Genomic DNA, 25,004 nt, shown 5'->3' with positions numbered 1-25,004 from the left:
CCACTCCACGATAGCCGCCAATACCCCTTTGTAGTGCAGGTGTTGACGACATTGTGGCGCGCCCCGCCGCATAAGCAGGGGCGCGCCGCTGTGGCATATGCCAGAGTCACGATTTGCGGATGGATCGAGAGGTCAGAGCACCGCGCCGAGGAATTCGCGAGTACGTTCGTGCTCCGGATCGGTGAAGATCTTTTCCGGAGATCCGGACTCGATGACCCGCCCGGCGTCGAACATCAACACGTCGTCCGAGATGTCCCGCGCGAAGTTCATCTCGTGCGTGACGCAGAGCATGGTGATGTCCGTCGTACGGGCGATGTCACGCAGTACGTCGAGAACGCCCGCCACCAGCTCCGGGTCGAGCGCCGACGTCACCTCGTCCAGGAGCAGCACCTGCGGGCGCATCGCGAGCGCCCGCGCGATGGCGACCCGCTGCTGCTGACCGCCGGAGAGCTGGGTGGGTTTCACGTCGTGCTTGTCGCTGAGCCCGACCAGATCCAGCAGGCCCTTGGCGCGCTCCGCGGCCTCGTCCTTCGGCATGCCCAGGACCCGCACCGGCGCCTCGGTGACATTGCGCAGGACGTTCATGTGGGGGAAGAGGTTGAACTGCTGGAACACCATGCCGATGTTCTTGCGCACCTGGCGCACTTCCTTCTCGCCCGCCGGGAAGAGCTGCCCGCCGTTCACCCTGATCACGCCCTCGTCGGGCTTTACCAGGGTCATCAGCAGCCGGAGGATCGTGGTCTTGCCGGACCCCGAGGGGCCGATCAGAGTCACGTGCTTTCCGGTCCGCACCGAGAAGCAGAGGTTGTCCAGGACGGTGTTGTCGCCGAACCGCTTGGTGACGTTGTCGAAACGGATCAGCTCGTTGGGGGTCGGGTCAGCGGACAAGACGACGCTCCAGGGCTCGCATGAGAAGAGAAGCCGGGTAGGCGATGAGGATGAAGGCGACACCGACGACGGTCAGCGGTTCGGCGTACTGGAAGCTGTGCGCGCTCGCCAGCCGGGCCTGCTGGAGCATCTCCAGTACGCCGATGGCCATGAGCAGCGGCGTGTCCTTCAGCATGGAGATCACGTAGTTGCCGAGCGCGGGCACGATGCGGCGGATCGCCTGCGGCAGGATCACCGCGAACCAGGTGCGCGAGGCGGGCAGGCTGAGCGCCGTCGCCGCCTCCCACTGACCGGCCGGAACGGCGTCGATGCCGGCCCGGTAGACCTGCGCGGTGTACGTCGAGTAGTGCAGCCCGATCGCGAGCGTGCCGGTGGTCAGCGCCGGGGCCTGCACGCCCCACTCCGGCAGTACGAAGAAGAAAAAGAAGAGCTGCACGAGCAGCGGGGTGTTGCGGATGAACTCGGTGAAGAGATTCACCGGCCAGCGCACCCACCGCGGCCCCCGGTATCCGATCGCCCAGACCAGGCCGAGCGAGAACGAGAGAAGCGAGCCGAGCACCAAAACCTGGAGCGTGACGAGCAGGCCGTCCCAGAACGCCGGCATGAAGTCCGCGACCGCGGACCAGTCCCAGTTGTTCATCGCGTCCCTCCGGCTCCGGCGGCTCCGGCGGTGATCCCGATACCGGCCTTGGTCTTGCGCTCAAGCACCCGCATGCCGCGGGTGAGGACGAAGGCGATCACGAAGTAGATCACCAGGGTCACCGAGTAGATCTCCACGCTTTCCTGGGTGGCCAGGCGCACCAGGTACGCGGAGAACGACGTGTCGGCCACACCGAGCAGCGAGACCAGCGCCGTGCCCTTGAGCAGCTCGATCAGGAGGTTGTTGAAGGGCGGGATCATCTCGGGCACCGCCTGGGGAAGCAGGATCAGCCGCATCCGCTGCCAGGGGGTGAAGCTGAGCGCGACGCCCGCCTCGCGCTGCGCCGGGGCCACCGAGTTCAGGGCGCCGCGCACGACCTCGGCGCCGTACGCCCCGTACGAGAGTCCGAGCGCCAGGACGGCCGCCCACATCGGGACGAGCGCCCAGCCGAAGAGTCCCGGCATCACGAAGAACAGCCAGAACATCAGCACCAGAGCAGACGTGCCGCGGAAGACCTCGGTGTAGAAGGCCGCCAGGAAACGGACCACGCGTGAGTGGTGGGTACGGGCGATGCCGATACCGAAGGCCACGACGGCGGCCAGGGCGGCGCTGTACACGGTGAGCTGGATGGTGATCCAGATGCCGGGGATGATCCAGTTCGTCCACAGTCCGGCTGTCATGCGCACAGCTCCTCTGCGGTCATCGTGGTCATCTCCGCCTTGGTGAAGCCGAACGGCTGGAGAATCCGGAAGAGCTCGCCGCTCTTCTTCATCTTGTGGATCTCCACGTTGAAGGCGTCGCGCAGTTCGCCGTCGCCGAGCCGGAAGGCGAAGCCGCCGCCGTCCACCTTCTTCGTGCCGTCCACGACCGGCGCGAAGGGCTTGGTGGCCTCGGCCTTCGTGCTCTTCTTCACCACTCCGCGGGCGGTCAGCGCGGTGCCCGCGAAGACGTCGACCCGGCCGGACTCCACGGCGTTCAGGCCCGCGACCGGGTCCTGGAAGATCGCGATCTCCTTGCGCGGGATGCCGGCGGCGACCGCGTAATCGAGCTCGGCGTATCCGGCGCCGGTGGCGATCTTCGCCTTCGCCTCGACCACGTCCTGGTACGAATACAGCTTCTTCGGGTTGCCCTTGCGCACGATGAACGAGTCGAGCATCTGGTACTCGGGGTCGGCGAAGAGGACCTGGGCGCAGCGTTCCTTGTTGATGTACATCCCGGCGGAGACCACGTCGAACTGCTGCGCCTGGAGGCCGGGGATCAGCGAGGAGAAGTCGGTCGGCGACGGCTGCACCTTCGGCACCCCGAGCCGCTTGAAGATCACCTTGGCGAGTTCCACCGCCTCGCCGGTGAAGGCGCCCTGCTCGTCGATGTACCCGTACGGAGCCTCGCCCGCGATGCCGAGCCGTACCGTGCCCTGCGACTTCAGCCGGGCTAGCGTGTCGCCGGACGGGACCTTGCCGCAGCCGGCCGCGCCGAGCGCCCCCGCGGCGCCCAGCGCGGCCGTTCCCAGCAGCAGCGAGCGGCGGCGTATGGAGTGTCTTGTCGTGCTGTCCGAGTCGTTCCCTGGTGGTGGAGGCATGGGCGCGCGGCTACCCGACTCCAAGGAAGGTATGCCGGTCAATTCCGGCCCGTCTCGCGGCGGGTGCCGCGAGGGGGCGCCCTTGACCCACTGGGGACCATGGGGAGATGACCGACCGATTCGTGGACGTGTCGCTCGACAAGCGCGGTGTGCGCTGCACCGCGAGACTCCTGGACGACCGGGCGCCGGTCACCTGCGAGGCGGTGTGGCAGGCGCTCCCGCTGGGCGGGGACGTCTATCACGCGAAGTACGCCCGCAACGAGATCTACGCTCTGGTTCCCCCCTTCGCCGCCGAGGAGCCGCCGCTGGAGAACCCCACCGTCACCCCCATCCCCGGCGACCTCTGCTACTTCGCCTTCTCCGACACCCAGCTCGGCACCGCGTCCCACGGCTACGGCCCGAAACCCACCATCCGCCCCGGCCACGGCGTCGTCGACCTCGCCCTCTTCTACGAACGCAACAACCTGCTGCTCAACGGCGACACGGGCTGGGTCCCCGCCATCGTCTGGGGCACGGTGGTGGACGGCCTGGACCGGATGGCGGAGGCCTGCCAGGACCTGTGGCGCGCAGGCGCACTCGGCGAGACCCTGAGCTTCCGCCGGACGTAGAAAGGCCCGCGCTCCCTCAGGAGCGCGGGCCCGTGGCGGTCAGCCCGGCGGCGTCGTCTCCGCCGCGTTGGGCGGCTTCGGAACCACGCCGTCCAGCGGAGTCAGCAGCCAGTGCTCGTCCTCCCAGCTCACGGTCTCCACGACCTTGACGGGACGGTCGTCCGCCCCGGAGGTTCCGGTCAGCCGGACCCGCCAGACGTCCTGGAACTCGGAGGTGCGGTTCCAGGTGACGTCCCACTTCTGGCCGCCGTACGCCTTGATCCGGGCACGGGCGTCCTCCTTGCCGCGCGGATGGTCGTCGAGGAGGTCGGCCAGGCCGTCCTCGTCCGCCTGGTTGAGGAGGTCCACGTACTCCCTGAGGAAGCGGTCCTGGTCCGCCAGGTCCGCCTCCTTCTGTGCCCCGCCGCACGCGGAGAGCAGCCCCGCGCACAGCACGGCCGCGCTCAGCGCGCCGAAGCGGGACACCCGGCGTGCCGGGTCAGGTGCGGAAGGCGTAGTACGTCGCTCCCCGGTTGGACGCCACAATGCTCGCCACCGACTTTCGATAGGTGTTGTCGGAGTGGTAGGTGAGGTACGGGACACCGCGCGAACTCCGGTACGTCGTGATCATCGAGTGGTCCTTGGACCCGTTGCTGCTGAAGTCCATCTGGAGGATGTCCCCGACGCCCATGTGGTACACGTTCGAGAGGTTGTACGTCCGCTTGCTGTGGAGCGCGAACGAGGCCCAGTAGGGAACGCTCGTCCAGGACCAGGTCTGGTTGGACGAGGTGTACCACCAGTTCTTGTAGCTCCGGTACCAGCCGGTGTCGTTCTGCCACCCGCCGGCCCTCAGCGACTGGCTGATGAAGTTGGTGCAGTCCCCGCCCACGCCGTTGAACTTGCGGTACGCCGGGTTGTAGTTCTTCCAGTGCTTCTCCGCGTACTTCGCCATGGCGGTGTAGTTGTAGCCCGCCATGGCGGAAACCTTCGCCTCGGGCCGGGCCGGCTCGGTGGTACCGGCGGCCTGGCCCGACGGTGCGGCTTCGCCGCCCTCGTCCACGACCGCGGTCTCCGGTGCGTTGACCGCGGCGGGGCCTCCCTCGCTGAGCGACGCGATGCCCGTGAGCTGCCAGCCGCCGTCCGCGGCTGCGGTGAAGGTCAGTCGGTGCCGCGCCTGGAACCCCGTTGTGGGTGGCTCGTCACCGCGGATCTTCTTGTACGTGAGCACCGTGGTCTCGGTGGCCTCCGCTGTCGCGCGGTCGCCGGTGACGTCCACCTTCTCCACGTCGACGTCGACATCCGCCGCGGTGTACGCCTCGTGCAGTCCGGCCAGCCGCGCCTTGCGGTCGAGCAGCCCGGTGACGGCGCGGTCCTCGGCGCGGGCCACACCGCCGGCGACGCGTACGTCACCGACCGGGGCGATTGCCGCGCGGGCCGCGGGCCGTGTCCCGTCGAGCAGGGCCGAGGTGCGCTTGGTGAGCACGGCGTCGGCGAGGGCGGCGAAGTCCCCGGTGGTCTTCTCGCCGACCGTGCGTTCCACCGAGGCGTCCCCGGTGTGCCCCCAGCCGTTGTCGACGGCGGCGTTGGCGCCGTGAACCGGCAGCAGTACGACGGACAGCGCTACGGCGAGTGCTCCGGCGCCGAGTGATTTCGTTCTCGTGGTGAGTCTCATTCCGTTTTCCCCCTGACTCCGGGCGCGAGGCGGCCCGTTGGGGTGACTGTGGCAGACGGCGGACCCGTCTGCGCGCCATTTAAATGGTTTAATGCCCGATTGTTTTGGAATAGCCCATTCCGCTCCAGGGCTCGCCAAATGGCGGTCACAAAGCGGCGGTTGGGCTCCCGACGAGGTGTTTCAGCGCGTGTGCCGCGCGCAGTACCAGGTCGTCCCGGTGGCGGGCCGCGACCAGTTGGACGCCGATGGGCAGTCCGTCGGCGTCCAGGCCGCAGGGCATGGTCGCGGCGGGCTGCTGGGTGAGGTTGAAGGGGTACGTGAACGGGGTCCAGCCCGTCCAGCGCCGGTGGCCCGACCCCTTCGGAACCTCGGCGTTCGCCTCGAAGGCGGTGATCGGCAGCGTCGGCGTGAGCAGGAGGTCGTACGTCGCGTGGAAGCGGCCCATGCGGCGGCCCAGCTCCATGCGGGCGTCGACCGCCGCCAGGTAGTCCAGCGCGCTGTACCGCGCGCCCAGCGCCGAAACCTCCCGCAGGCCCGGGTCCAGCAGCTCGCGCTGCTTCGCGCCGAAGTGCTGCACCAGGCGCGCGGCCCCGCTGAACCAGAGGGTGTGGAAGGCCTCCATGGGGTCCGCGCTGTGCTCACTTCCCATGGCCGGGTCCGCCTCTTCGACGTACGCCCCCAGCTCGGCCAGCTTTCCCGCCGCCGCGCGTACCGCCACCGCCACGTCCGGCCGTACCGCCACCTGCCCGCCGAAGGACGCCGAGTACGCCACCCGCAGGCCCTTCACCCCGCCGTCCAGCTCCGCGGTCATGCTCCCGCCCGGTGCGAGCTGCGACCAGTCGCGCCAGTCGGGGCCGCTGATGACGTCCATCAGCAGCGCCGCGTCCGCCACGTCCCGCGTCATCGGGCCCACGTGCGCGAGCGTCCCGAACGGGCTGGAGGGGTAGAGCGGCACGCGGCCGTACGTCGGCTTCAGGCCGAAGATCCCGCAGAAGGAGGCCGGAATGCGGACCGAGCCCCCGCCGTCCGTGCCGAGCGACAGCGGCCCCGCCCCGAGCGCCACGGCCGCCGCGCTGCCGCCGCTGGAGCCGCCCGACGTGCGCGACGGATCGTACGGATTGCCGGTCGCGCCGGAGAGGGGCGAGTCGGTGACGCCCTTCCACCCGAACTCGGGCGTGGTCGTCTTGCCGAGGAACACCGCGCCGTGCTCCCGCAGCCGCGCCACCGACGGCGCGTCCTCGTTCCAGGCCGCGTCCGGCCGTACGGTCCTGGAGCCCCGCAGCGTCGGCCCGCCGCGCATCAGCAGCAGATCCTTCACCGACACCGGCACCCCGTCGACCAGGCCCAGCGGCTCCTTCCGGCGCCACCGCGCCGCGGACGCCTCCGCCTGAGCGAGTGCGTCCTCGGCGTCGACGCGGACAAAGGCGTTGACGAGCGGCTGTACGGCTTCGATCCGGGCCAGCGTGGCGCGGGTCGCGTCGACCGGGGAGAACTCACCTTTCTCGTACCCGGCCAGCAGTTGACGGGCGGTCAGTGCGCTCAGGTCAGTCATGCATGGGGACGTACCCACGTTTCTTGTCCACCACGTTCGGCAGAGGGCTGCCGGACGCCCATAGTTCGTACAATTCGACGAACTGCGCGCCCAGCTCGTCGCGCCAGCCGACCGTGTCCCCGCTCATGTGCGGCGACACGATCAGGCCGGGAACGTCCCACAGCGGGCTGTCCGGCGGCAGCGGCTCCTCGCCGAACACGTCCAGCGCCGCGCCCGCGATCCACCGTTTGCGCAGGGCCGCCACGAGGTCGTCCTCGACGACGAGCGGGCCGCGCCCCACATTGATGAAGCGGGCGGACGGCTGCATGGCGTCGAAGGCCGCGGCGTCGAACATGCCGCGCGTCGCGTCCGTGAGCGGCGCCGCGCACACCACCCAGTCGGCGCGTGAGAGCAACGGGGTCAGCTCATGGGCGCCGTGCACGCCGGGGCGCTCGGTGCGGCCGACCAGAGCTGTGACGACCCCCAGGGCCTGGAGGAGTCGGGCGATCTCCCGCCCGATCGGCCCCGAACCCACGATCACCGTCCTGCTCCCCGCCACACGCAGGGTCTCGCGGTGCCGCCAGCGCCGCTGCCGCTGGAGTTCCAGCGTGCCGGGAATGTCCTTCGCCATGGCGATGACCAGGCCCGACACGTACTCCGCGATCGGCAGGTCGAAGATTCCGCGGGCGTTGGTCACCACCGTGTCCGACTCGATCAGCTCGCGGCACATGAGGTGGTCGACGCCGGCACTCGCGGTGTGCACCCAGCGCGGCCGGGGACCGTCGCCCGGCCAGGCGCGGCGTACCGCGTCGGAGGTGAAGTCCCAGACCAGCAGCACATCGGCGAGCGGGAGTTGACGGGCGAGCGTCTTCTCGTCACCGTGCAGGATGCGGACACGTCCGGTCAGCCTGCCCAGGCGGGGCGGTGGATCGGCGTCGAGTACGAGAAGGGTTGCTTCGGTCTCTTCGGACATGGAGGCGAAACCCCTTCGACACGTCTGAGATGTACGGATTGATGTACGGATTGACCACGCTCGCACCCGAACCTACGGTCGTCAACACACGCACCTGGGGGCCGCATTGGACCTCTCCTTCCTCGGCGGACCAAGGCCACAGCGCGGCGTAGGCGTCGTGGCCCCCTTCGACTTCGCGCTGGACCGGGAACTGTGGCGCTGGGTCCCCGACGAGATCTCGCTGCATCTCACCCGCACCCCCTTCGTTCCCGTCGAGGTCAGCCTCGACCTGGCCCGGCTCGTCAGCGAGCACGAGACGCTGCGCGAGGCGGTGCGGGCGCTGTGCGCGGTGGCGCCGGAAGTCGTCGCGTACGCCTGTACGTCGGGGAGCTTCGTCGGCGGAGTGGCCGGTGAGCGCGCGATGTGCGCGGCGATGACCCGGGCCGGCGAGCTGCCGTCGGTGACGACGTCGGGCGCGCTGCTCGACGCCCTCGCCGCGATGGGTGCGCGGCGGATCGCGGTGGTGACCCCGTACACCGAGTCCGTGACCAGCTCCCTGGAGGAATATCTCGGGCAGGCCGGGATAGCGGTCACGGGACGCGCTTTCCTCGGACTGACCAGGCACATCTGGAAGGTCCCCTACCGGGATGTGGTCGACATGGCGAGACAGGCGGTGGTGGGAGCGGCGGACTGCCTCTTCATCAGCTGCACGAATCTGCCGACGTACGACGTGATCCCGCAGCTGGAGGCCGAGCTGCGGATGCCGGTGCTCTCGGCGAACCAGGTCACGATGTGGTCGGCGCTGCGGCGGATCGGGGCGTGCGCGGTGGGCCCGTACCAGCGGCTGTTGATCGACGAGGAGGAGCGGACGCGGACGTCGGCCCAGGAACAGTCTCAGCAACAGCAACAGCAACAAGAAGGGTGATCATGACAGCGGTCGGGTTTCTCTACCCGGGTCACTCCGCGGAGGACGACTACCCGCGGATCGAAATGCTGCTCGACAGCGACGTGCGGCTGCCCGTCGTGCACACCGACATCGGCGAGGACGCGCACCGCGTCGACGCCCTCCTGGAAATGGGCTCGCCCGCGCGCCTGGTGGCCGGCATGGAGGAACTGCGGCACGCGGGCGCCGAGGCGGTGGTGTGGGCCTGCACGAGCGGAAGCTTCGTCTTCGGCTGGCACGGCGCGAAGGACCAGGTCAGCCTGCTGGCCCAGGCCGCCGGCCTGCCCGCCTCCAGTACGTCGTTCGCCTTCGCCCACGCGGTACGGGACCTGGGCGTGGGGCGGGTCGCGGTCGCGGCGACGTACCCCGAGGACGTGGCGGCGTACTTCACCGACTTCCTGAAGGCGGCGGACATCGAGGTGGTCGCGACGCGCGGCAGCGGCATCGTCACCGCCGCCGAGGTGGGCACCTGGGGGCGGGAGGAGGTGCTGGAGCTCGCCCGCGCGGGCGACCACCCGGACGCGGAGGCGGTGCTGCTGCCGGATACGGCGCTGCATACGGCGGCGTACCTGCCGGAGCTGGAGGAGGCGCTGGGCAAGCCGGTCCTCACGGCGAACCAGGTCACGGTGTGGGAGGGGTTGCGGCTGGCGGGGCGACGGGAGTGGTCGAACCGCCTGGGCCGCCTTTTCGCCCGCCGCGCGTAGCCACCGGCCCGCTCCCGCGTCGCTCCCCGACACGCGGGAATAACCGGAGCCACCCTCCTGTTGCCGCCTGGAGTCGCACACACCGCACTACCTACGCAGGAGGACCCACCGGTGGACGCCATCCGAGGCACGGCGAGCGGAAGCGCGCCGGTACCCCTTTCCGTACTCGACCTGGCGACCGTGGGCAGCGGGACCACCGCCACCACGGCCCTGCGCACCAGCGTCGCCATCGCCCGTCAGGCCGAGGCCCGCGGCTTCCACCGCTACTGGGTCGCCGAGCACCACTCCATGCCCGGCGTCGCCAGCTCCTCCCCGGCCGTGATCCTCGCCCACATCGCGGCCCACACCGACCGCATACGCCTGGGCTCCGGCGGCGTCATGCTGCCCAACCACGCACCGCTGGTCATCGCGGAACAGTTCGGAACCCTCGAAGCCTTCGCGCCCGGCCGCGTCGACCTCGGCCTCGGTCGCGCCCCCGGCACCGACGGCGCCACCGCCGCCGCACTCCGCCGCACCGACCGCCCCCACGAAGGCGCCGACGAGTTCCCGCAGCAGCTCGCCGAGCTGACCCGGTTCCTCGACGACGACTTCCCCGACGGCCACCCGTACGCCCGCATCCACGCGGTCCCCGGCCCCGTTCAGGGCCACTCCGCCCGCCCGCCCATCTGGCTGCTCGGTTCCTCCGGCTTCAGCGCCCGCCTGGCCGCCACCCTCGGCCTGCCGTTCGCCTTCGCGCACCACTTCTCCGCGCAGAACACCATCCCGGCGCTCGACCTCTACCGCGAGTCGTTCCGCCCCTCGGCCGTCCTTGACGCCCCGTACGCGCTCATCGGCGTATCGGCCCTCGCCTCGGACGACGCGAAGGAGGCCCGCCGCCAGGTCCTGACCGGCGCCCTGTCGATGGTCCGCCTGCGCACCGGCCGTCCGGGGCTGATCCCGACCCCCGAGGAGGCCGAGTCGTACGAGTTCAGCCCCCTGGAGCGGGAGTTCGTCGACGGCTGGCTCGGCAACGTCATCCACGGCACGCCGGACGCGGTCCGCACCGGCCTCGACGACCTGGCCAAGCGCACCGGCGCCGACGAACTGATGATCACGGCCAACGCCCACGGCGGCGACGCCCGCCTGCGCTCGTACGAACTCATCGCGGACGCCTACGGCCTGCCCCGGACGTGACCTCGCGTCCTCGCGACCATCCCGGATGATCGCCGTCAGACCCGCTGCGGAGTGACGGCGATCATCGCGGCGATCCGCTCCGGCGTCACCGCCCGCGAGTACAGCCACCCCTGCCCCGTGTCGCACCCGATCCGCCGCAGCCGCGCCGCCTGCCCGGACGTCTCCACGCACTCGGCCGTCACGGTCAGCCCCAGCCGGTGCGCGAGCTGCACCAGCGCCTCGACAATCGTCTCGTCGGCCGGGTTGGCGTGCGCCTCGTCCTGGAAGCCGCGGACGAACGACCCGTCCAGCTTGAGCACCGAGACGGGCAGCCGGCTCAGGTACGCGAGGTTCGAGTAGCCGGTCCCGAAGTCGTCGATGGCGATGTGCACGCCCATGTCGCTGAGCGCCTGCAGGGCCTGAAGCGGCCGTCCCGCCGAGCCCATCACCGCCGACTCGGTCAGTTCGAGCTGCAGCAGATCCGGCGCGAGCCCCGTCTCCGCGAGGATCTCGGCGACGTCCGCGACCAGGTCGGAGTCCCACACCTGGCGTACGGCGACGTTGACGCTGACGAAGATCGGCGGCGTGCCGGGGTGCGCGAGCTGCCACTGCCTGGCCTGGCGGCAGGCGGTCCGCAGCACCCAGCGGCCGAGCTGGACGATCGAGCCGTCCTCCTCCGCGATGGAGATGAACCGATTCGGCGCCAGCGTCCCGAACTGCGGATGTTCCCAGCGGACGAGCGCCTCCACCCCCCGCACGCCCCCGCCCTCCAGGTCCACCAGCGGCTGGTACTCCAGCGTGAACTCGCCGCGCTCGACCGCCGGGCGCAGCGTGCTGGACAGGGCCTGGCGGGTCATGCGGTGGGCGTTGCGCTCGGGGTCGAAGAGCGTCCAGCGCGCCTTGCCGTCCGCCTTCGCCCAGTACAGCGTCGTGTCCGCCGCCTGCATCAGGCCGGTCGCCGTGGTCCCGGCCGCGGCACGCTCCACGACCCCGATGGACGCGGACACCGCCAGCCGCTGCCCTGCCAGGTCGAAGGGCTGCTGAAGGGCTGTCAGTACGGCCTGGGCGAGGCCGGCGAGCTGCTCCGTACCGGTGGAGTCCTCCACGAGCAGCGCGAACTCGTCGCCGCCGAGCCGCGCGACCAGATGGCTGCCGGCCCGTGCGCAGCCGTACTGGTCGGCGCACCGGACCAGCCGCGAGGCGACAGCGGTCAGCAGCCGGTCGCCGACGCGGTGGCCGAGGGTGTCGTTGACGGCCTTGAACCCGTCGAGGTCGAGATAGCAGACGCCGATCCGGCCGGTGCCCCCGTCGTCGTACGCCGAATTCTCCAGCGCGGCGGTGAGGCGCTCGAAGAACAGCGTGCGGTTGGGGAGCCGGGTCACCGGGTCGTGCATCTGGAGATGGCGCAGCCTGGCCTCCAGCTCACGCCGGTCGCTGGTGTCCGTGACCGACAGCAGGACGGTGCCGGTGTCCGGTACGGGCGTGATGGTGATCTCGGCCCAGAGCGTGCGTCCGTCGGGGTGTTTGAGCCTGCGGGTGCAGCGGAACCGGGCGCGGCGGCCGGCGAGGACTTCGAGGTAGGCGCAGAAGCCGCGGGCGTCGGACGCCAGGTCGAGGAGGTCCGCCGCGGGCTGCTCGCGCAACTGGGCGGCGTTCGTACCGAGGAGCCCGGCGAGGGAGGCGTTGGCACTGACGACGAGTCCGTCGCGGTCCACAACGGCCATGGCGAGGTGAGCGGCGTTGAAGGCCGCCCGGTAGTCGCGCAGCTCGGACACCGAGCGATCAGCCTGGTAACTGTGTGTGACGGCTGGCCGGATCGTGCCGGTGGCTTGACCGGGTCCTTCGGAGGTTCCGCTCACCGCTCGCTCCCGCAGGGCATTGATCGCTCACAGATGTCGTCGGGGTCGTCGGCGGGGTGGAGAACCCCGCAAGGGCCGGATTCCACGCAGGAAAGTGTGCCGATCATAGAGGCACTCGACAGGGCCGTTCCAGCTACACCGCCGTGACGCGGAGCACGCGACATCTGCGGACGATCGTTTCTGCACAGGTGCGCCTTGCGGTGTTCCCGCGCGATCGATTGTCACTTTCCGTGATCCCGCCGGGGTGTCGTCCCGTCGGCGGACACGGAAGGCCCTGGTCACCCGTGTGGGGCAGTGGAACAGGGCATCCGTCATGAAAACGCAACAATGTGGGTGGCGAGCCCCGTATTTCCGCACCGGTATTTCCGCACCCGGAGGTCGACGTGGTCCGCCAGCAGACGCCCTGGGGAGTCGACCGGTCGCGCCGACGCCGCCGCGAGCGTCTGCGCAGTACGGCCGCCGTGTTCACCTCCCTCACGGCGCTCGCCGCCACCTCCCTCATCGCCGGCCCCGCCGCGGCGGCGCGGAGCGAAGGGCCGTGTGTGCTGGCGCGCACTCCGGCGCACCACTCGCTGGGCCTCGACAATTGGAACCCGGCCTACCCGCGCCCCGTCAGCACCCTCGACGCGGTCATGATCTTCCTGGCCTTCCCCGATTCGCAGCCCACGACCACCCCGGACGAACTCGCCGCCGATTACTTCCCCGCCACCAGCGACTTCTTCCGGCGCGCTTCGTACGGAAAGTTCGCGCTGCGCCCGCATCCGCAGCGCGAGTGGGTCGAGATGCCGCAGGAGTCCACGACGTACGGCATACAGCGCGACTGGGACGCCCGGCAGCGCACGGCCTACCTGCGCGACGCCGTGGCCGCGGCCGACGACCGGGTCGACTTCACCCAGTACGACATCGTCTACCTCGTCGCGGACCCGGACGCGCCGGGCGTCGACTCCGACGCGACGAAGGTCGTCAACTTCGACAAGCCGCTGCATGCCGACGGGCGGGACATCAGGCGCATGGTGACCGTGTTCGAGCAGCATCCGCCGGACCGCAATGTGCTGGCCCACGAGACCGGCCACGTCTTCGACCTGCCTGATCTCTACCACCGGCCGGTGGACGGCAAGGGCGACTGGGACACGCACGTCGGTGACTGGGACGTCATGGGCAGCCAGTTCGGGCTCGCCCCGGAACTCTTCGGCTGGCACAAGTGGAAGCTCGGCTGGCTGGACCGCCGGCAGGTGGCCTGCGTACTGGGGACGGGCGCGACCCGGCTGACGCTGGAGCCCCTGTCGGCGGAGCTGCCCCGTGGCGGGACGGGCGGTACGCGGCTCGCGGTCGTACGGACCGGGCAGGGCAGCGTGCTCGCCATCGAGGCGAGGAGCGCGACCGGCAACGACGAGTCGCTGTGCACGGAGGGCGTACTGATCTACCGGGTGACCAACGGGGCGCCCTCGGGCGGCGGGCCGATCGAGGTGGTGGACGCCCACCCGGAGAGCGACGCGTGCTGGGACCGGTCGGTGTATCCGCCGCTGGCGGACGCGCCGGTACGGGAGGGGGAGACGTTCACGGTGCCGGGGGAGGGGGTCCGGGTGGAGGTGGCGGACCGTACGCGGTCGGGGGCGTGGACGGTGCGGATCACGCCGGGGGCGTGAGCCGGGCGGTTTCCTGAATCCGTGGTGTCCGGTGTCCGGGGCAACGAAAAAGCCCCCCGCTTTCGCGAGGGGCCTTTCCCGTCTGTGCGCCGCCAGGGACTCGAACCCCGGACCCGCTGATTAAGAGTCAGCTGCTCTAACCAACTGAGCTAGCGGCGCCTGCTGACGTCGTAGACATTAGCACCCGGATCGGCGGGAGGAAAAATCGATATCCGGGCCCCGGTGCAGGAGCCCGGACGGGCCGCCCGTACACACGCCCAGAGCATCGCCTCGGCGCCCGGCAGCCACGGACGGCGCACGTCAGGGGCGACCAGCCAGCGTGGTCCCGCGCCGGCCGGGGCGTCCGGGGCGCTGAGCGGCGGGACGGTCACGGCGTCGCCCGAGCCGTGGCACAGGACGGGCGGCGCGGCGGCGATCCTGCTGCTGTCGGCGGCACTCCCGGTACGGCCCCACTCCTCCCAGGCGAGCAGCGACGGGAGCCGCTGCGCGGTGCCGGGGGAGGTGAAGAGCAGCATGCGGCCACGGTGGGTGGCGACCGGCCCGGAGCCGGGCCCGTCCGCCCATAACCGGTCCAGCATCCGGCGGCCGAAGACCGCGGGAACGCTCACGATGTCGAACACGGAGCCGCAGGGCAGGACGCCGGGATCGGTGGGACGGGTCTCCCAGAGCGAGAGGGTGCTGCGCGGGTGCGCGGTGGCGGAGGCGAGCCAGGCGGCGCCGGCGGGCGTGACCTGGGCGGGGGTGGTGGGGTGCGGATGGGCGGGGAGGTCGCTGTGCTGGGTGAGGGCGGTCATGGAGCAACATCTACCGCGAGTGTCCGTTCCGTTTCGGAGAGTTGCTGAAAACGGGGACAGGGCGGGGCGGGAGGGAGTATCTTGCGGCCGGGCATATGCCAAGAGCTCGTGACCTTTGTGGATCACGTCTCCAGCGCGCCTACTCGCCTGGTTGCCCGCGTCTGACTCACGGCTGCGGCTGCGGCTATGGCTACGGCTACGGATGCTTCGGGCCGCGCAGCAGATCGCGGCCGAACTCGACCATCTTCTTCGCGTAGTCCTCGGTCCAGTCGGCGCGCTGCGCGATATCCGCCGTCGAAAGCCGGTCGAAGCGCTTCGGATCGGCGAGCTGGGCGGCCGCGACGGCCTGGAACTCGGTGGCCCGGTCGGCCGCAGTCCGGAACGCGAGCGTCAGCTCGGTGGCACGTTCCAGCAGCTCACCGGGGTCTTCCATCGACTCCAGGTCGAAGAAGTGCTCGGGGTCGGCGGCTGCCTCCGAAGGCTCGAAGAGAAGCGGCGCGGGGCGTAGCCGCCGCTCGGTGCGTTCGGGTTCCGCCATGGGTTTTCCTTCCCTCTCGCGGCCACGTGTGCTCGATGGCCACCGTCCATTGTCCCGGACCGTGCAAGTACGCCTCGGACGCCGCCGCCAGGGCGCCCCACGTCTCACCCCCGTCCAGCGGATTGGCGGCGTCGGGGTGATCGTCTGTTGGGCAGGTGCGGGAGTGGAGGTCACGGGCGCCAAGTCACCCGGTGCTCCGCCAGGTGCGCCAGGACCGCGTGGTTCGCCTCCCAGCCGTCCGGGGCTGTGACCTTCGGCCGCCTCCGGCGGCGTGCCGGACTCCGTCCGGCGGGTTGGCGGCGTCGGGGTGATCGTCTGTTGGGCAGGTGCGGGAGTGGAGGTCACGGGCGCCAGGCCACCCGGTGCTCCGCCAGGTGCGCCAGGACCGCGTGGTTCGCCTCCCAGCCGTCCGGGAACTTGACCGTGACGCCCAGTTGCACCGGCTCCGTCGAAGGATGTTCGTCGAGCAGGTCCGCCACCCCCGCCCGGCACACCACGACGCACGCGTGCCGGTGCCGCGACGCCAGCACGCACAGGCGGCCCGTCTCCAGGTGGAACGCCGTCGCGTCGGGCCGCCCCGACAGCGGATGCAGCACCACCGTTACGTCGAACTCGCGGCCCTGGAGGCGGTTCGCCGTATCGACCGCGACCCCCACGACACCCAGATCGGCCAGCGCCGCGCGGACCGCCGCCGCCTGGTCGCGGTGGGCTGTGCCGACCGCGACGCGGTCCGCCGTCAGCGGCACCGGGTCGGAGGAACGCTCACTGACCGCCGCGCCGCCCCGGTCCAGGAGGCGTCGTACGACCTGGGCCATCGCCCGCACCGCTTCCGGGTCCGTGCGCGGGGTGTGCCGGGCGGGAAGCTCCAGCAGCCCCCAGCCCGAAGCGGCCGCCTCGTCCAGCACCCGGTCCGGCCCCGAGCCGTCGGAGGCAACCCCGAAACTGAGCCGCCGGTCGCCGTGGCCCGTACCGCTGCGGAAGGGCGTGTACGGATAGAACGCGTCCGAGACGAGCGGCGCGGCGGAGGCCGGGAGCCGCCAGGACACGGGCAGGCGGTGCTGCGGGAGTTCGGGGTTGTGCGCCAACAGGGTCGACACCGCGCTGGCCGACGGGTCGTACGACAGTCCCGCCCACTGCTCGGCGCCGACGATGGAGAACGGGTCCAGTTGGCCCGGATCACCCACGAACAGCGCCCGCTCGAAGAGCCCGGCCACGGCGAGCAGCGCGTCCGAACGCATCTGGTACGCCTCATCGACGATCGCGTGCGTCCACGGCTCGGTGGTCTTCACGTGCGCCCACTTCGCGGCGGTCGAGATGACGATGTCCAGCCCCGCGAGGTCACCCGCCTTCGCGGATTTCCGTACGTTCGCCAGGTCGTCGAGGGCCTTGTCGTACGGGTCGGTGTCGTTGCTGTGGAGCCGGCCGACCGGGAGGTCCGGTGCCTTCTCCGCGAGCCGCAGGACCAGGTCGTCCACCTGGGCGTTGGTCTGTGCGATCACCATCAGCGGGCGGCCTGCTTCGGCCAGTTCGAGCGCTGCCCGTACCACGAGCGTCGACTTGCCGGCGCCGGGCGGCGAGTCGACGACGACGCCGCGGTGGGCGCCGTGCAGCGTGTCGTGGAGGATCGCCGCGGTCGCACGGCCGGCCTCGGCGCCGGGGTCGAAGCCCGGCGCTCCGGCGGAGAGGGGCTGGTTCACAGATGGTCCTCCGAGGACATGCGGACGGGGCGGACGGCCTCGGCGCGGGCATACCGGCCGGTGCCCGTGACGACGGCCGCCGTCACGGCGGGGGCGGGAGCGCGGTGGCTCACAGGATGTCCTCGGCGGTCACCGGGTCGGGGCGCTCGGCGCTCGCGCCCGGCGGACCGCCGTGGGTCCAGGGGGTGGCCTCCGGGTCGGGGAGCTGCGGGCCGCCGCGCTGGTCGTGTTCGAAGAGCGTCCAGCAGATGCGCTCGCCCTTCTCCGGCACGGACCCGGGCGCCGGCTCCTTGCCCCGGCCCATCTTGTCGGTCACCCGCAGCACCAGGACGCCGGCCTCCTCCTCGTACCGCACGAACTCCGCGGTCTGCGGTCTGCCGTCCAGCGAGCGGTAGACCTTCGTGCGCTCGCCCAGGTGCGGGGCGTCGTCCGTGCGGACGGTGACCAGGGGGCGGGGGCTCGGCCGCTTGCCCTCGCTCATGGTCATCTCCACGTCCAGTACTTCGCTGGTGAACGCCTCGCCCGCGAGCCGGCGCCCGGCCATCACCAGCGGATCGTCGAGTGCCTCCTGCGCCTCCAGTTGCGCCTGCGCCGTCTCGCGGGAGGCGAGCTTCTGCGCGGCGGTCACCGCGTCGTCGCGCCGGGGCTGCGGCGGCTCCCCGGCCCGTACGCGGTCGCGGTGGCCGGTGTACGACCAGCGGTCGCGCGTCCAGCGGTCCGCCGCCCGCGCACCCTCCGGCAGCCCCCTCAGCAGGTCGAGCGCGCGCCACACCGCGTCCCAGGTGGGCCGCATCTGCGCGGCCAGCAGCTCGCGGATGTGCCGCTCGGCGGCGGCCAGTTCACCGAGGTGCGCGTCGGCGGCGAGGCCGTCCTCCGCCGCCGCGAGCGCCTTGCGGGCCCGGTCGTAGCGGTCGATGGCGGGGGCCAGCAGCTTGTTGTCGAAGGCCGGGTCGGTCGCGGGGCCGGCCGGCGGGCACACCAACTGGCCGTCGCCGTCCCGCTCCAGCTCCGCCCGCAGCGCGGCCTCGGCGCCGGACTCGCCGGCCTCACCGCTCGTCGGGTCGATCCAGGCCAGCAGCGCGCCCAGATGCTGGTCCTCCAAGCTGGACTGCCCGGTCGCCCAGTGGCGGCCCAGCAGATCGGTCGCCGCGAGGAGCAGCGAGGACCCCGGTACCCGGGCGCGCTCGCCGTAGTGCGTCAGCCAGCGGCCGAGCAGCGGAATGTGCGGCGGCGCGGGGTAGGGGGTGTCCGGATCCTGCTCGGCCGTACGCCGGAACCGCATCGAACGCCCGAGGAGCCGTACGTACTCGATGCCGGCCCGGCTCGGCACGATCAACTGCGGCGCGTCCGAGCACAGTTCGACCTCGACCTTGACCCGCTTCCCGGTCTCGGGGTCGGTCTCGTTGCGCTCCGCCGCCTCGATGTCGTCGGCGTAACCGTCGATGTACGGCAGGACGGTCTCGGCCAGCTCCGCGAGGAACGCGAACCGCAGGTCGCGGTCGCGGGGCTGCGTCACGGCGAGCAGCCGCGGGGTGTCCCGGTCCGTGCCGACGAGCGCCCCGAGCGGCGCGCCGGCCTCGCCCGCGGTGGTGAGCGGAACGAAGACCATCGGCCGCTCGGACAGGTGCCGGTGGCGGACGGTGGCCAGGGCCTGCGCACGGCCGCTGCGTACGGCGTCAAGCCGGGCGAGGGTGCTGATCAGCGACATGTGGCGCCTTTCCGTGAGCGGTGGGCGAGTTTCCCTACCCGCAGGACATACCCCGGCGCGGTACGCGCCGCCCGGCCGCGCTCAGGGGCCCCGGCCCGGACCGGGGGCGGCGTCAGCACCGGACCCCCGCCCCGGCCCGCGCCCCGGCCAGTGCCTCCGCCCCGGTCGGCGCCGCTGCTCGCAGGGCCTCCGTTCGCAGCGCCGCTGCCCGGCGCAGTGCCGCCACCGTCGGGTCGGCCGGGTCGCCGGCCGTGCCCTCCGCCGCCGCCAGGACCTCGCCGATCGTCGTCAGACCGCCCAGCTCACCGCGCACGCTCCGGCCCAGCGCCCCCACCGCGCCCACCGCCCGCGCCTTCGCGCGGCAGTGGAAGGCCAGCTCGCACGCGGCCAGGCACTCGGGGGCGTACGCCGCTTCGACCGCTTCGACCGCCGCCGCCAGCTCTTCCGCCGGGCGGTCCACGTCGAACGTCGTGCCCTCGGGGAGCGCGGCCGCGAGGTCTTCGATGCGCGTCAGGCGTTCCAGCTGGCGCCGGGTCACCGACCGCTGCTTGCGTACGTCGACGACCGAAGCCGCCGGCAGGTTCGAGAAGTCCTTGGGGCAGACCAGCAGCACCGCATGCCCGACCCGCGCGCCCGCGACCTTCGCCGCGACCCGCTCAAGGGCCAGGACGTACACCGCCGCCTGGCGGGCCGCCGCGCCCACCTTCGCCGCGTCCGCCGATTCGTCGATCATCGGGAAGGACTTGATCTCGACGACGCTCCAGTGCCCGTCGGGGCGCACCACCACCGCGTCCGGCTCCAGGTACGCCGGGGAGCCCGCCACCTCCAGGGCCAGCATCGGGTGGTCGAGCAGCGTCCACATCCCGGCCGCCGTCGCCTCGCGCAGCGCCAGCGCGGTACGGGCCGCCCGGCCTTCCGGGCCCGCCGCCGCCAGGTCCGGTACGTGCGTCTCGCCGGCTACGGGGGGCTCGCAGCCGGGACCGGCCCCGGCGCCCATACGTTCGTACAGCAGCCGCATCAGCTCCGTGCCGCCGTCGGCCTTGACCCGGGCCTCGAAGGCATTGCCCCGCATGAAGGCGAACTGCGACTGGCCGAAGCCGGAAGGGGATCCGAGCGCCGTCGCGAGCGCCGCCTTGTTCACCCCCGCGCCGTCGAGCAGCGCGCGGCGCTTGCAGCCCGGATTGGCGGCGAGCGCCGCCAGCGCACGCGCGTCCAGAGGCAGCGGTGCGACGGACGGGCCGCGCAGCTCAGCGAGCCGCTGCCGGAGCGCCGTCGCCGGCACCCGTGCCGGCGTCAGCGCGGTCGCCTGCGGCGGCACTCGCGGTGGCACTCGCGGCGGTGTCGGTTCGGGTCCGCTGCCCAGGGATTCGCTCACCCTCGGAAGTCTCGCATCCGGCACTGACAATGCCGTCGGCAATCGAGGACTCCGCGGCGCCGGACATCGGCGTCAACCGCTCCCGTACCCGGTCGGCCAGTCGTATGAAAGGCCTGGCGAGAGCCAGTCCGAGGCCCATGACGGCAGCCCCCGCGACCGCGTCGAGGAAGTAGTGGTTGGCCGTCCCCATCACCACGAAAGTGGTCAGCAGCGGATACGCGACACCGAGCCACCTCAGCAGCGGCGTACGCCCGTGCCGCCACAGCATCACCCCGCACCACAGCGCCCACCCCACATGAAGGCTCGGCATCGCCGCGTACTGGTTGGTCATGCCGCCGAGCCCGCGCGGCGCGCTCGCCTCGCCGCCCCACCAGCCGTACACGCTGTACTGCGCCATCGTGTCGACGAAGCCGTGGCCCGCGTCGAGGAGCCGGGGCGGGCAGGTCGGCACGAGCGTGAAGCCGACCAGGCCGAGGAGGGTCGAGAGCATCAGCCAGGTGCGCGCGGCCCGGTAGCGGGCGGTGCGGCGTCTGAAGAGCCAGACGAGGATCGCGGGGGTCACGAGGTAGTGCAGTGACGCGTACGCGAAGTCGGCGGGTATCCCGAGCCACGCGTGCTCCGTCAACAGCCGGTTGAGGGGGTGTTCGGCGTTGAGACGCAGAAGCTTCTCGGCGCGCAGTATCGCCAGGCCGTTCTCGACGGCGGCCGGCTCGCCACCGCGTACGAGCAGCCGGCCGCCGCTGTACGCGGCGTAGACCACCACGACGAGCAGCAGCTCTGTCCACCAGCGGGGTCTTTCGCGGGGCGCGGTGTCCTGCATCCGGACGCTCTCCATTTGTCTGATGTGCGGCCTACGGGCTGACTGGCCACCCTTTCAACCGTACGGTGTATGGGAACACGTGCGCGCACCGGGTGCGCGAGTAGGTTGACGTGGAAAATGCCCCGGAGGTTGCCCCTGCGCCGCGTGCGCGATGATGGTGCGGGCTGCTCGTCGCGCCCCTGAAAGCGACACCTGCCCGCACCGCAGTACGCCCCTTCGCACCGTCCAGGGAGACATCGTCATGGCACCGCGCATCCTGCTGGCCCGGCACGGACAGACGGAATGGTCCCTGTCCGGGAGGCACACCGGCCGGACCGACATCCCCCTGCTCGACGAGGGCCGCCGCGGCGCGAAGCTGCTCGGCGAGCGCCTGAACCGGGCGCCGCTCGACGGCCTCCCGGACGCCGAGGTCCGCACCAGCCCCCTGCGGCGGGCCAGCGAGACCTGCGCGATCGCCGGGTTCGGCGACCGCGCGCAGGAGTGGGACGCGCTGATGGAGTGGGACTACGGGGCGTACGAAGGCATGACGCCCACCGAGATCAAGGCGCAGCGGCCCGACTGGCTCATCTGGCGCGACGGAGTGCCGGGCGGCGAGACGCTCCAGCAGCTCTCGGACCGGGCGGACGAGGTCATCGCCTGGGCGCACTCGGCCGACCGCGACGCACTGGTCTTCGCGCACGGCCACATCCTGCGCGCGCTGGGCGCCCGCTGGCTCGGCCTGGACGTGTCGTTCGCCGCTCGCATCCGGCTCGACCCGACGTCCCTGTCGGTCCTCGGCTGGGCGTACGGCGACCCGGCGATCGAGCGCTGGAACGACATCGGCCATCTCACCGGCTGACCCACCCCCGCGTCCACCTCACAAGCCGCGTCCCAAGGGCCCCGTCTCACACGCTCGTATCGCTCACGCGCTGCTGCGCGAGGCGTTCGCGTGCCGCGTCAGGAACGGGGCCACCGACGGCGAGCGGCGATGCGGCAGCAGGACGCGGGTCGTCTCCGACAGCATCGTCCGTACGCGGGACGACTGGACCTCCTCCAGCAGATCCAGCACGCCCTCTCCCACCGCCGCCGCCTCGTCCGGCGCCCCGGCGCGGACCAGGTCGTCGGCGAGCTCCGCGCTGTAGAGGGCCAGGTTCCGGGTGAAGTGGGGGTCCTGGAGGGCCGCCGCACGCCGGGCGTGCCGGGCCGCGCGGGCCCAGTCGCCCAGCGCCGACCAGCACTGCGCCTCCAGACCCTCCAGCTCCGCCTCCCCGAAGAAGCTCATCCACTCGGGATCGGCCTGCGCCGTACCGCGCTCGAAGAGTGCCTTGGCGCGGGCGAGCGCCTGTTCGCAGCCCGTACGGTCACCGAGCCCCGCCCAGCCGCCGGCCTCGCGCAGGGTGAGCAGCGAGAGCAGCCGCGGCGACGCCACCTGCTGCGCCGCGCGCTGTCCCGCCTGGGCCGCCCGTACCGCCTCACGCGGCCGCCCGGTGTCGCGCGCGAGGAACGCCGAGTTGCTGAACGCGTGGGCCTCCAGCGCCGGGTCGCCGGCCACCCGCGCCGTCGCCAGCGCCTCCGCGTAGTGCGAGCGGGCGTCGTCGATGCGGCCCGAGTCGTGCGCCAGCCAGCCCACCGAGAGAGCGAGTTCACCGGCGCCGGTGTGCAGCCGGTCGGCCATCGATCTGCGGGACGTCGTACTGGCTTCGAGCAGGGCGTAGGCGGTACGCAGCGGCTGTGCGGCCCGCTTGTAGAGGCCGTCGGCGCCGTGCCGGTCGTCCAGCAGCCGGATCTGGCGCACCGCGTCCTCCACGGCGCTGACCTCCGCCTCACCGACCCGGCGGGGCACGCCCGGCGTACCGGACGCGGCAGGGAGGACGGCGGGGGCCGAGGGGTGGGGGAAGGCTGAGGCGGAGGTGCCCGGCGCGGTGCCGAGCCCCAGGGTTGCGGCCGCCATGGTGGCGGTGCCGCTCGTCATGAACGCGCGACGCAGCACGTCGCTCTCCTCGTCGCTGTGGCTAGGGGTCGTGGTGGTGCGCGCCCCCCTGCCACGTACCGTTTCACGGGCCGAGAAACCCAGGTCCGCCAGCGTCAGGCCGGGGAACATGTGCAGGAAGACGCGCTCGTACGCGTAGTTGGGACAGCGGATGTCGCCGGCCTCGACGCGGCCGATGTAGCGGGCGTCGCATGCGACCTGTTCACCGATCTCACGCGCCGCCCTGCGGACGGCGGCGGCGAATTCGGCCGGTGAACGAGACCCTCGCAGGCGGCGGAAGTCGTTGTTCGGCATGGCCAAGACCTCCCGCAAGGTTCGCGTGCTTCGGCGGAGCAAAAACGTACCGGCTGTGACGAGTCGAACACGCGGTGTTCCGCTACAAACGGGATATCTCACCCGTGATTTGCCATGAACTGCCATCCTTTGCGGCGGCGCGGCGCCGTAGCCGTTGACAGCGCCGCGCGTTTAACCATGAGGAGTGGGAGCGCGGCTCCCACTCGAGCGAGGAGGGGTTCCCTTGTTGGAGGCCGGCATGGACATCAGCGGCGGGCGGACAGGTTCACGGTCGACGGCGCAGCACAGGCCCAGCCAGGACTTCAGCGCCGTTCCACCTCCTGCGGGAAGCCCGGGCGCCGAGCCGTGCGACCTGGTGACGGTCCCGGTGCGCCAGGGCCTCGAAGCGGTGGACATCATCCGCCGCGCCTCCGCCCCCGCCGTCGGCCCCGTCCTGCACGACGGCTCCCGTGCCACCCTCGGCTTCCTGGTGCCCCCCGGTACCGCCGACGGCTGGGACATGCCGGGCAGCGCCTGTACGCAGACCTCTGGGCGCGGCCTGCGCATCCCGGCGGCGCCGGTCCCGGCCGGTGACCTCGGGGCGGAGTCCCGGCCCCCGCTGCCGGAACCGCCCGTCACCGGCTCCGGCTGGCTGCTGCCGCCCACCGACACCGGTCCGGTCACCGACCCGGCCGTGCTCAGGGCCGCACTCGGCGAGGCGGCCCGGCTGATCGAGGCGGCCGACCGCGTGCGCTGAGCCGCAGCCGATACTGGCTGGGTGGCAAAGAACAACAGGCGGCGCGAGCGCGCCGCCCCCGAGCCCGTCGTCGAGCACGTCGACGGCGGACTCGCCGAGCTGATACCCGACCGGGACCGCGCACGCGGCTGGACCCTGCTGATCGACGGCGCCCCGCAGTCCCACGTGGACCTCGACGACCCGTCGTACCTCGACTTCGCGTACCAGCGCAGGCTCGGCCACATCGCCGATCTCACCGCCCCGCAGGGACAGCCCGTGCACGTCCTGCACCTGGGCGGCGGTGCCTTCACCATGGCCCGTTACGTCGCCGCCACCCGGCCGCGCTCCCCCCAGCAGATCGTGGAGGTGGACGCGGCGCTCGTCCAACTGGTGCGCAGGCAACTCCCGCTCGACGCCCAGGCCCGTATCCGGGTCCGCTCCCTCGACGCCCGCGCCGGCCTCGGCAAGGTCGCGGACGGCTGGGCGGACCTGGTGATCGCGGACGTGTTCAGCGGCGCCCGTACGCCCGGACACCTCACCAGCACCGAATTCCTCGCCGACGTACGGAGGGCGCTGAAGCCCGGCGGCTTCTACGCCGCCAACATCACCGACGGCCCGCCGCTCGCGTACCTGCGCGGCCAGATCGCCACCGCCGCCGCCGTCTGGCCCGAACTCGCCCTGGCCGCCGACCCGGCCGTGCTGCGCGGCCGGCGCTTCGGCAACGCGGTGCTGCTGGCGTCGGACCGTACGCTGCCCATCGCGGAATGGACCCGTCGCGTCGCGACCGACCCGCATCCGGGGCGGGTGGAACACGGCCGGGAACTGGCCGGCTTCACGGGCGGCGCGGCCGTCGTCACGGACGCGAGCGCGCGCCCCTCACCTGAACCGCCGCCGGGCGCCTTCACGTAACCCCGGACGCAACTCTGGAAGCAAACCCCCGC

24 protein-coding genes and 1 tRNA gene are annotated in these 25,004 nt (G+C 71.8%); 8 read left to right on the top strand and 17 right to left on the bottom strand.

Features of this window, described 5'->3' with window-relative positions; translation table 11 throughout:
* Window positions 1-132: 132 nt before the first annotated feature.
* The 4 genes from ehuA to ehuB are packed head-to-tail and all read right to left on the bottom strand — an operon-like array spanning window position 133 to window position 3,107.
* Window positions 133-888, bottom strand: a complete 756-nt coding sequence (gene ehuA, locus G412_RS0107855) for an ectoine/hydroxyectoine ABC transporter ATP-binding protein EhuA (protein ID WP_028811606.1) — start codon at window positions 886-888, stop codon at window positions 133-135.
* Entirely contained in the window at window positions 878-1,528 is a 651-nt protein-coding gene (gene ehuD / locus G412_RS0107850) for an ectoine/hydroxyectoine ABC transporter permease subunit EhuD (protein WP_028811605.1), read from the bottom strand. Before ehuD ends, ehuA begins: the two co-directional genes overlap by 11 nt.
* Window positions 1,525-2,208: an ectoine/hydroxyectoine ABC transporter permease subunit EhuC gene (gene ehuC / locus G412_RS33625; RefSeq protein WP_051338201.1), complete on the bottom strand. Its 684-nt coding sequence runs from the start codon at window positions 2,206-2,208 to the stop codon at window positions 1,525-1,527. Before ehuC ends, ehuD begins: the two co-directional genes overlap by 4 nt.
* On the bottom strand, window positions 2,205-3,107 hold the full coding sequence (gene ehuB, locus G412_RS0107840) for an ectoine/hydroxyectoine ABC transporter substrate-binding protein EhuB (protein WP_078606849.1): 903 nt from the start codon (window positions 3,105-3,107) through the stop codon (window positions 2,205-2,207). Before ehuB ends, ehuC begins: the two co-directional genes overlap by 4 nt.
* Window positions 3,108-3,214: 107 nt before the next feature.
* Here ehuB and G412_RS0107835 point away from each other — a divergent pair, with 107 nt between their 5' ends.
* Window positions 3,215-3,715: a DUF3830 family protein gene (locus G412_RS0107835; RefSeq protein WP_028811603.1), complete on the top strand. Its 501-nt coding sequence runs from the start codon at window positions 3,215-3,217 to the stop codon at window positions 3,713-3,715.
* A 39-nt stretch (window positions 3,716-3,754) separates the two neighbouring features.
* On the opposite strand, the gene G412_RS0107830 is transcribed toward G412_RS0107835, so the two are convergent.
* From G412_RS0107830 to G412_RS0107815, 4 genes are all read right to left on the bottom strand, one after another.
* A complete protein-coding gene (locus tag G412_RS0107830) occupies window positions 3,755-4,180 on the bottom strand; it encodes an outer membrane protein assembly factor BamD (RefSeq protein WP_028811602.1) in 426 nt (141 codons plus the stop codon).
* A gap of 13 nt (window positions 4,181-4,193) precedes the next feature.
* Window positions 4,194-5,366 (bottom strand): amidase domain-containing protein, encoded by a 1,173-nt coding sequence (locus G412_RS0107825; protein ID WP_028811601.1) that lies wholly within the window; start codon window positions 5,364-5,366, stop codon window positions 4,194-4,196.
* A 145-nt stretch (window positions 5,367-5,511) separates the two neighbouring features.
* Window positions 5,512-6,918: an amidase gene (locus G412_RS0107820; RefSeq protein ID WP_028811600.1), complete on the bottom strand. Its 1,407-nt coding sequence runs from the start codon at window positions 6,916-6,918 to the stop codon at window positions 5,512-5,514.
* On the bottom strand, window positions 6,911-7,870 hold the full coding sequence (locus G412_RS0107815) for a D-2-hydroxyacid dehydrogenase (RefSeq protein ID WP_028811599.1): 960 nt from the start codon (window positions 7,868-7,870) through the stop codon (window positions 6,911-6,913). Before G412_RS0107815 ends, G412_RS0107820 begins: the two co-directional genes overlap by 8 nt.
* 106 nt (window positions 7,871-7,976) lie before the next feature.
* Between G412_RS0107815 and G412_RS33620 the strand changes: the two genes are divergently transcribed.
* From G412_RS33620 to G412_RS0107800, 3 genes are all read left to right on the top strand, one after another.
* Window positions 7,977-8,774, top strand: coding sequence for a maleate cis-trans isomerase family protein (locus tag G412_RS33620; RefSeq protein WP_208857847.1), 798 nt, complete (start codon window positions 7,977-7,979; stop codon window positions 8,772-8,774).
* 2 nt (window positions 8,775-8,776) lie between these two features.
* A complete protein-coding gene (locus G412_RS0107805; RefSeq protein WP_028811598.1) occupies window positions 8,777-9,496 on the top strand; it encodes a maleate cis-trans isomerase family protein in 720 nt (239 codons plus the stop codon).
* Window positions 9,497-9,607: 111 nt separating this feature from the next.
* On the top strand, window positions 9,608-10,669 hold the full coding sequence (locus G412_RS0107800) for an MsnO8 family LLM class oxidoreductase (RefSeq protein ID WP_028811597.1): 1,062 nt from the start codon (window positions 9,608-9,610) through the stop codon (window positions 10,667-10,669).
* 35 nt (window positions 10,670-10,704) lie between these two features.
* Here G412_RS0107800 and G412_RS0107795 read toward each other — a convergent pair whose 3' ends face one another.
* On the bottom strand, window positions 10,705-12,507 hold the full coding sequence (locus G412_RS0107795) for a putative bifunctional diguanylate cyclase/phosphodiesterase (RefSeq protein WP_078606846.1): 1,803 nt from the start codon (window positions 12,505-12,507) through the stop codon (window positions 10,705-10,707).
* Between the two features lie 383 nt (window positions 12,508-12,890).
* On the opposite strand from G412_RS0107795, the gene G412_RS0107790 reads away from it, so the two are divergent.
* Window positions 12,891-14,153 carry a M6 family metalloprotease domain-containing protein gene (locus tag G412_RS0107790; protein ID WP_028811595.1) on the top strand — a complete coding sequence of 421 codons (1,263 nt, stop codon included), beginning with the start codon at window positions 12,891-12,893 and terminating at the stop codon, window positions 14,151-14,153.
* An 85-nt stretch (window positions 14,154-14,238) separates the two neighbouring features.
* Here the strand turns inward: G412_RS0107790 and G412_RS0107785 are convergent.
* The 7 genes from G412_RS0107785 to G412_RS0107750 form a co-directional block, all read right to left on the bottom strand.
* A tRNA-Lys gene (locus G412_RS0107785) sits at window positions 14,239-14,312 on the bottom strand.
* A complete protein-coding gene (locus G412_RS37785) occupies window positions 14,303-14,947 on the bottom strand; it encodes a bifunctional DNA primase/polymerase (protein ID WP_078606845.1) in 645 nt (214 codons plus the stop codon). Before G412_RS37785 ends, G412_RS0107785 begins: the two co-directional genes overlap by 10 nt.
* 196 nt (window positions 14,948-15,143) lie before the next feature.
* Entirely contained in the window at window positions 15,144-15,485 is a 342-nt protein-coding gene (locus tag G412_RS0107775; RefSeq protein WP_028811594.1) for a hypothetical protein, read from the bottom strand.
* Window positions 15,486-15,826: 341 nt separating this feature from the next.
* Window positions 15,827-17,182, bottom strand: a complete 1,356-nt coding sequence (locus G412_RS0107770) for an AAA family ATPase (RefSeq protein WP_028811593.1) — start codon at window positions 17,180-17,182, stop codon at window positions 15,827-15,829.
* Between the two features lie 109 nt (window positions 17,183-17,291).
* Window positions 17,292-18,890: a hypothetical protein gene (locus G412_RS0107760; RefSeq protein ID WP_028811592.1), complete on the bottom strand. Its 1,599-nt coding sequence runs from the start codon at window positions 18,888-18,890 to the stop codon at window positions 17,292-17,294.
* 112 nt (window positions 18,891-19,002) lie between these two features.
* Entirely contained in the window at window positions 19,003-20,220 is a 1,218-nt protein-coding gene (locus G412_RS33615; RefSeq protein ID WP_051338199.1) for a hypothetical protein, read from the bottom strand.
* Entirely contained in the window at window positions 20,138-21,100 is a 963-nt protein-coding gene (locus G412_RS0107750) for a phosphatase PAP2 family protein (protein WP_037648050.1), read from the bottom strand. Before G412_RS0107750 ends, G412_RS33615 begins: the two co-directional genes overlap by 83 nt.
* A gap of 226 nt (window positions 21,101-21,326) precedes the next feature.
* Between G412_RS0107750 and G412_RS0107745 the strand changes: the two genes are divergently transcribed.
* On the top strand, window positions 21,327-21,923 hold the full coding sequence (locus G412_RS0107745; RefSeq protein ID WP_028811590.1) for a histidine phosphatase family protein: 597 nt from the start codon (window positions 21,327-21,329) through the stop codon (window positions 21,921-21,923).
* A 63-nt stretch (window positions 21,924-21,986) separates the two neighbouring features.
* Here the strand turns inward: G412_RS0107745 and G412_RS0107740 are convergent, their stop codons facing one another.
* Window positions 21,987-23,348 carry an NsdA family TPR-like regulatory protein gene (locus G412_RS0107740; protein WP_051338198.1) on the bottom strand — a complete coding sequence of 454 codons (1,362 nt, stop codon included), beginning with the start codon at window positions 23,346-23,348 and terminating at the stop codon, window positions 21,987-21,989.
* A gap of 238 nt (window positions 23,349-23,586) precedes the next feature.
* Between G412_RS0107740 and G412_RS0107735 the strand changes: the two genes are divergently transcribed.
* Together G412_RS0107735 and G412_RS0107730 are read left to right on the top strand one after the other, a co-directional pair.
* Entirely contained in the window at window positions 23,587-24,084 is a 498-nt protein-coding gene (locus G412_RS0107735; protein WP_028811588.1) for a hypothetical protein, read from the top strand.
* Window positions 24,085-24,105: 21 nt separating this feature from the next.
* Window positions 24,106-24,972: a spermidine synthase gene (locus tag G412_RS0107730; RefSeq protein ID WP_028811587.1), complete on the top strand. Its 867-nt coding sequence runs from the start codon at window positions 24,106-24,108 to the stop codon at window positions 24,970-24,972.
* Window positions 24,973-25,004: the final 32 nt, after the last annotated feature.

This window comes from Streptomyces flavidovirens DSM 40150 (assembly GCF_000429085.1).
In the GTDB taxonomy this organism is placed as follows: domain Bacteria; phylum Actinomycetota; class Actinomycetes; order Streptomycetales; family Streptomycetaceae; genus Streptomyces; species Streptomyces flavidovirens.
Note: the sequence above shows the minus strand (reverse complement) of the source record. Positions and strands in the feature narration are given on the sequence as shown.

Coding starts and splice junctions, on each gene's coding strand:
- ehuD (WP_028811605.1), bottom strand. CDS start 1,528: ATGAACAACTGGGACTGGTCCGCGGTCGCGGACTTCATGCCGGCGTTC.
- ehuC (WP_051338201.1), bottom strand. CDS start 2,208: ATGACAGCCGGACTGTGGACGAACTGGATCATCCCCGGCATCTGGATC.
- ehuB (WP_078606849.1), bottom strand. CDS start 3,107: ATGCCTCCACCACCAGGGAACGACTCGGACAGCACGACAAGACACTCC.
- G412_RS0107835 (WP_028811603.1), top strand. CDS start 3,215: ATGACCGACCGATTCGTGGACGTGTCGCTCGACAAGCGCGGTGTGCGC.
- G412_RS0107825 (WP_028811601.1), bottom strand. CDS start 5,366: ATGAGACTCACCACGAGAACGAAATCACTCGGCGCCGGAGCACTCGCC.
- G412_RS0107820 (WP_028811600.1), bottom strand. CDS start 6,918: ATGACTGACCTGAGCGCACTGACCGCCCGTCAACTGCTGGCCGGGTAC.
- G412_RS0107815 (WP_028811599.1), bottom strand. CDS start 7,870: ATGTCCGAAGAGACCGAAGCAACCCTTCTCGTACTCGACGCCGATCCA.
- G412_RS0107805 (WP_028811598.1), top strand. CDS start 8,777: ATGACAGCGGTCGGGTTTCTCTACCCGGGTCACTCCGCGGAGGACGAC.
- G412_RS37785 (WP_078606845.1), bottom strand. CDS start 14,947: ATGACCGCCCTCACCCAGCACAGCGACCTCCCCGCCCATCCGCACCCC.
- G412_RS0107775 (WP_028811594.1), bottom strand. CDS start 15,485: ATGGCGGAACCCGAACGCACCGAGCGGCGGCTACGCCCCGCGCCGCTT.
- G412_RS0107760 (WP_028811592.1), bottom strand. CDS start 18,890: ATGTCGCTGATCAGCACCCTCGCCCGGCTTGACGCCGTACGCAGCGGC.
- G412_RS0107750 (WP_037648050.1), bottom strand. CDS start 21,100: ATGGAGAGCGTCCGGATGCAGGACACCGCGCCCCGCGAAAGACCCCGC.
- G412_RS0107745 (WP_028811590.1), top strand. CDS start 21,327: ATGGCACCGCGCATCCTGCTGGCCCGGCACGGACAGACGGAATGGTCC.
- G412_RS0107740 (WP_051338198.1), bottom strand. CDS start 23,348: ATGCCGAACAACGACTTCCGCCGCCTGCGAGGGTCTCGTTCACCGGCC.
- G412_RS0107735 (WP_028811588.1), top strand. CDS start 23,587: ATGGACATCAGCGGCGGGCGGACAGGTTCACGGTCGACGGCGCAGCAC.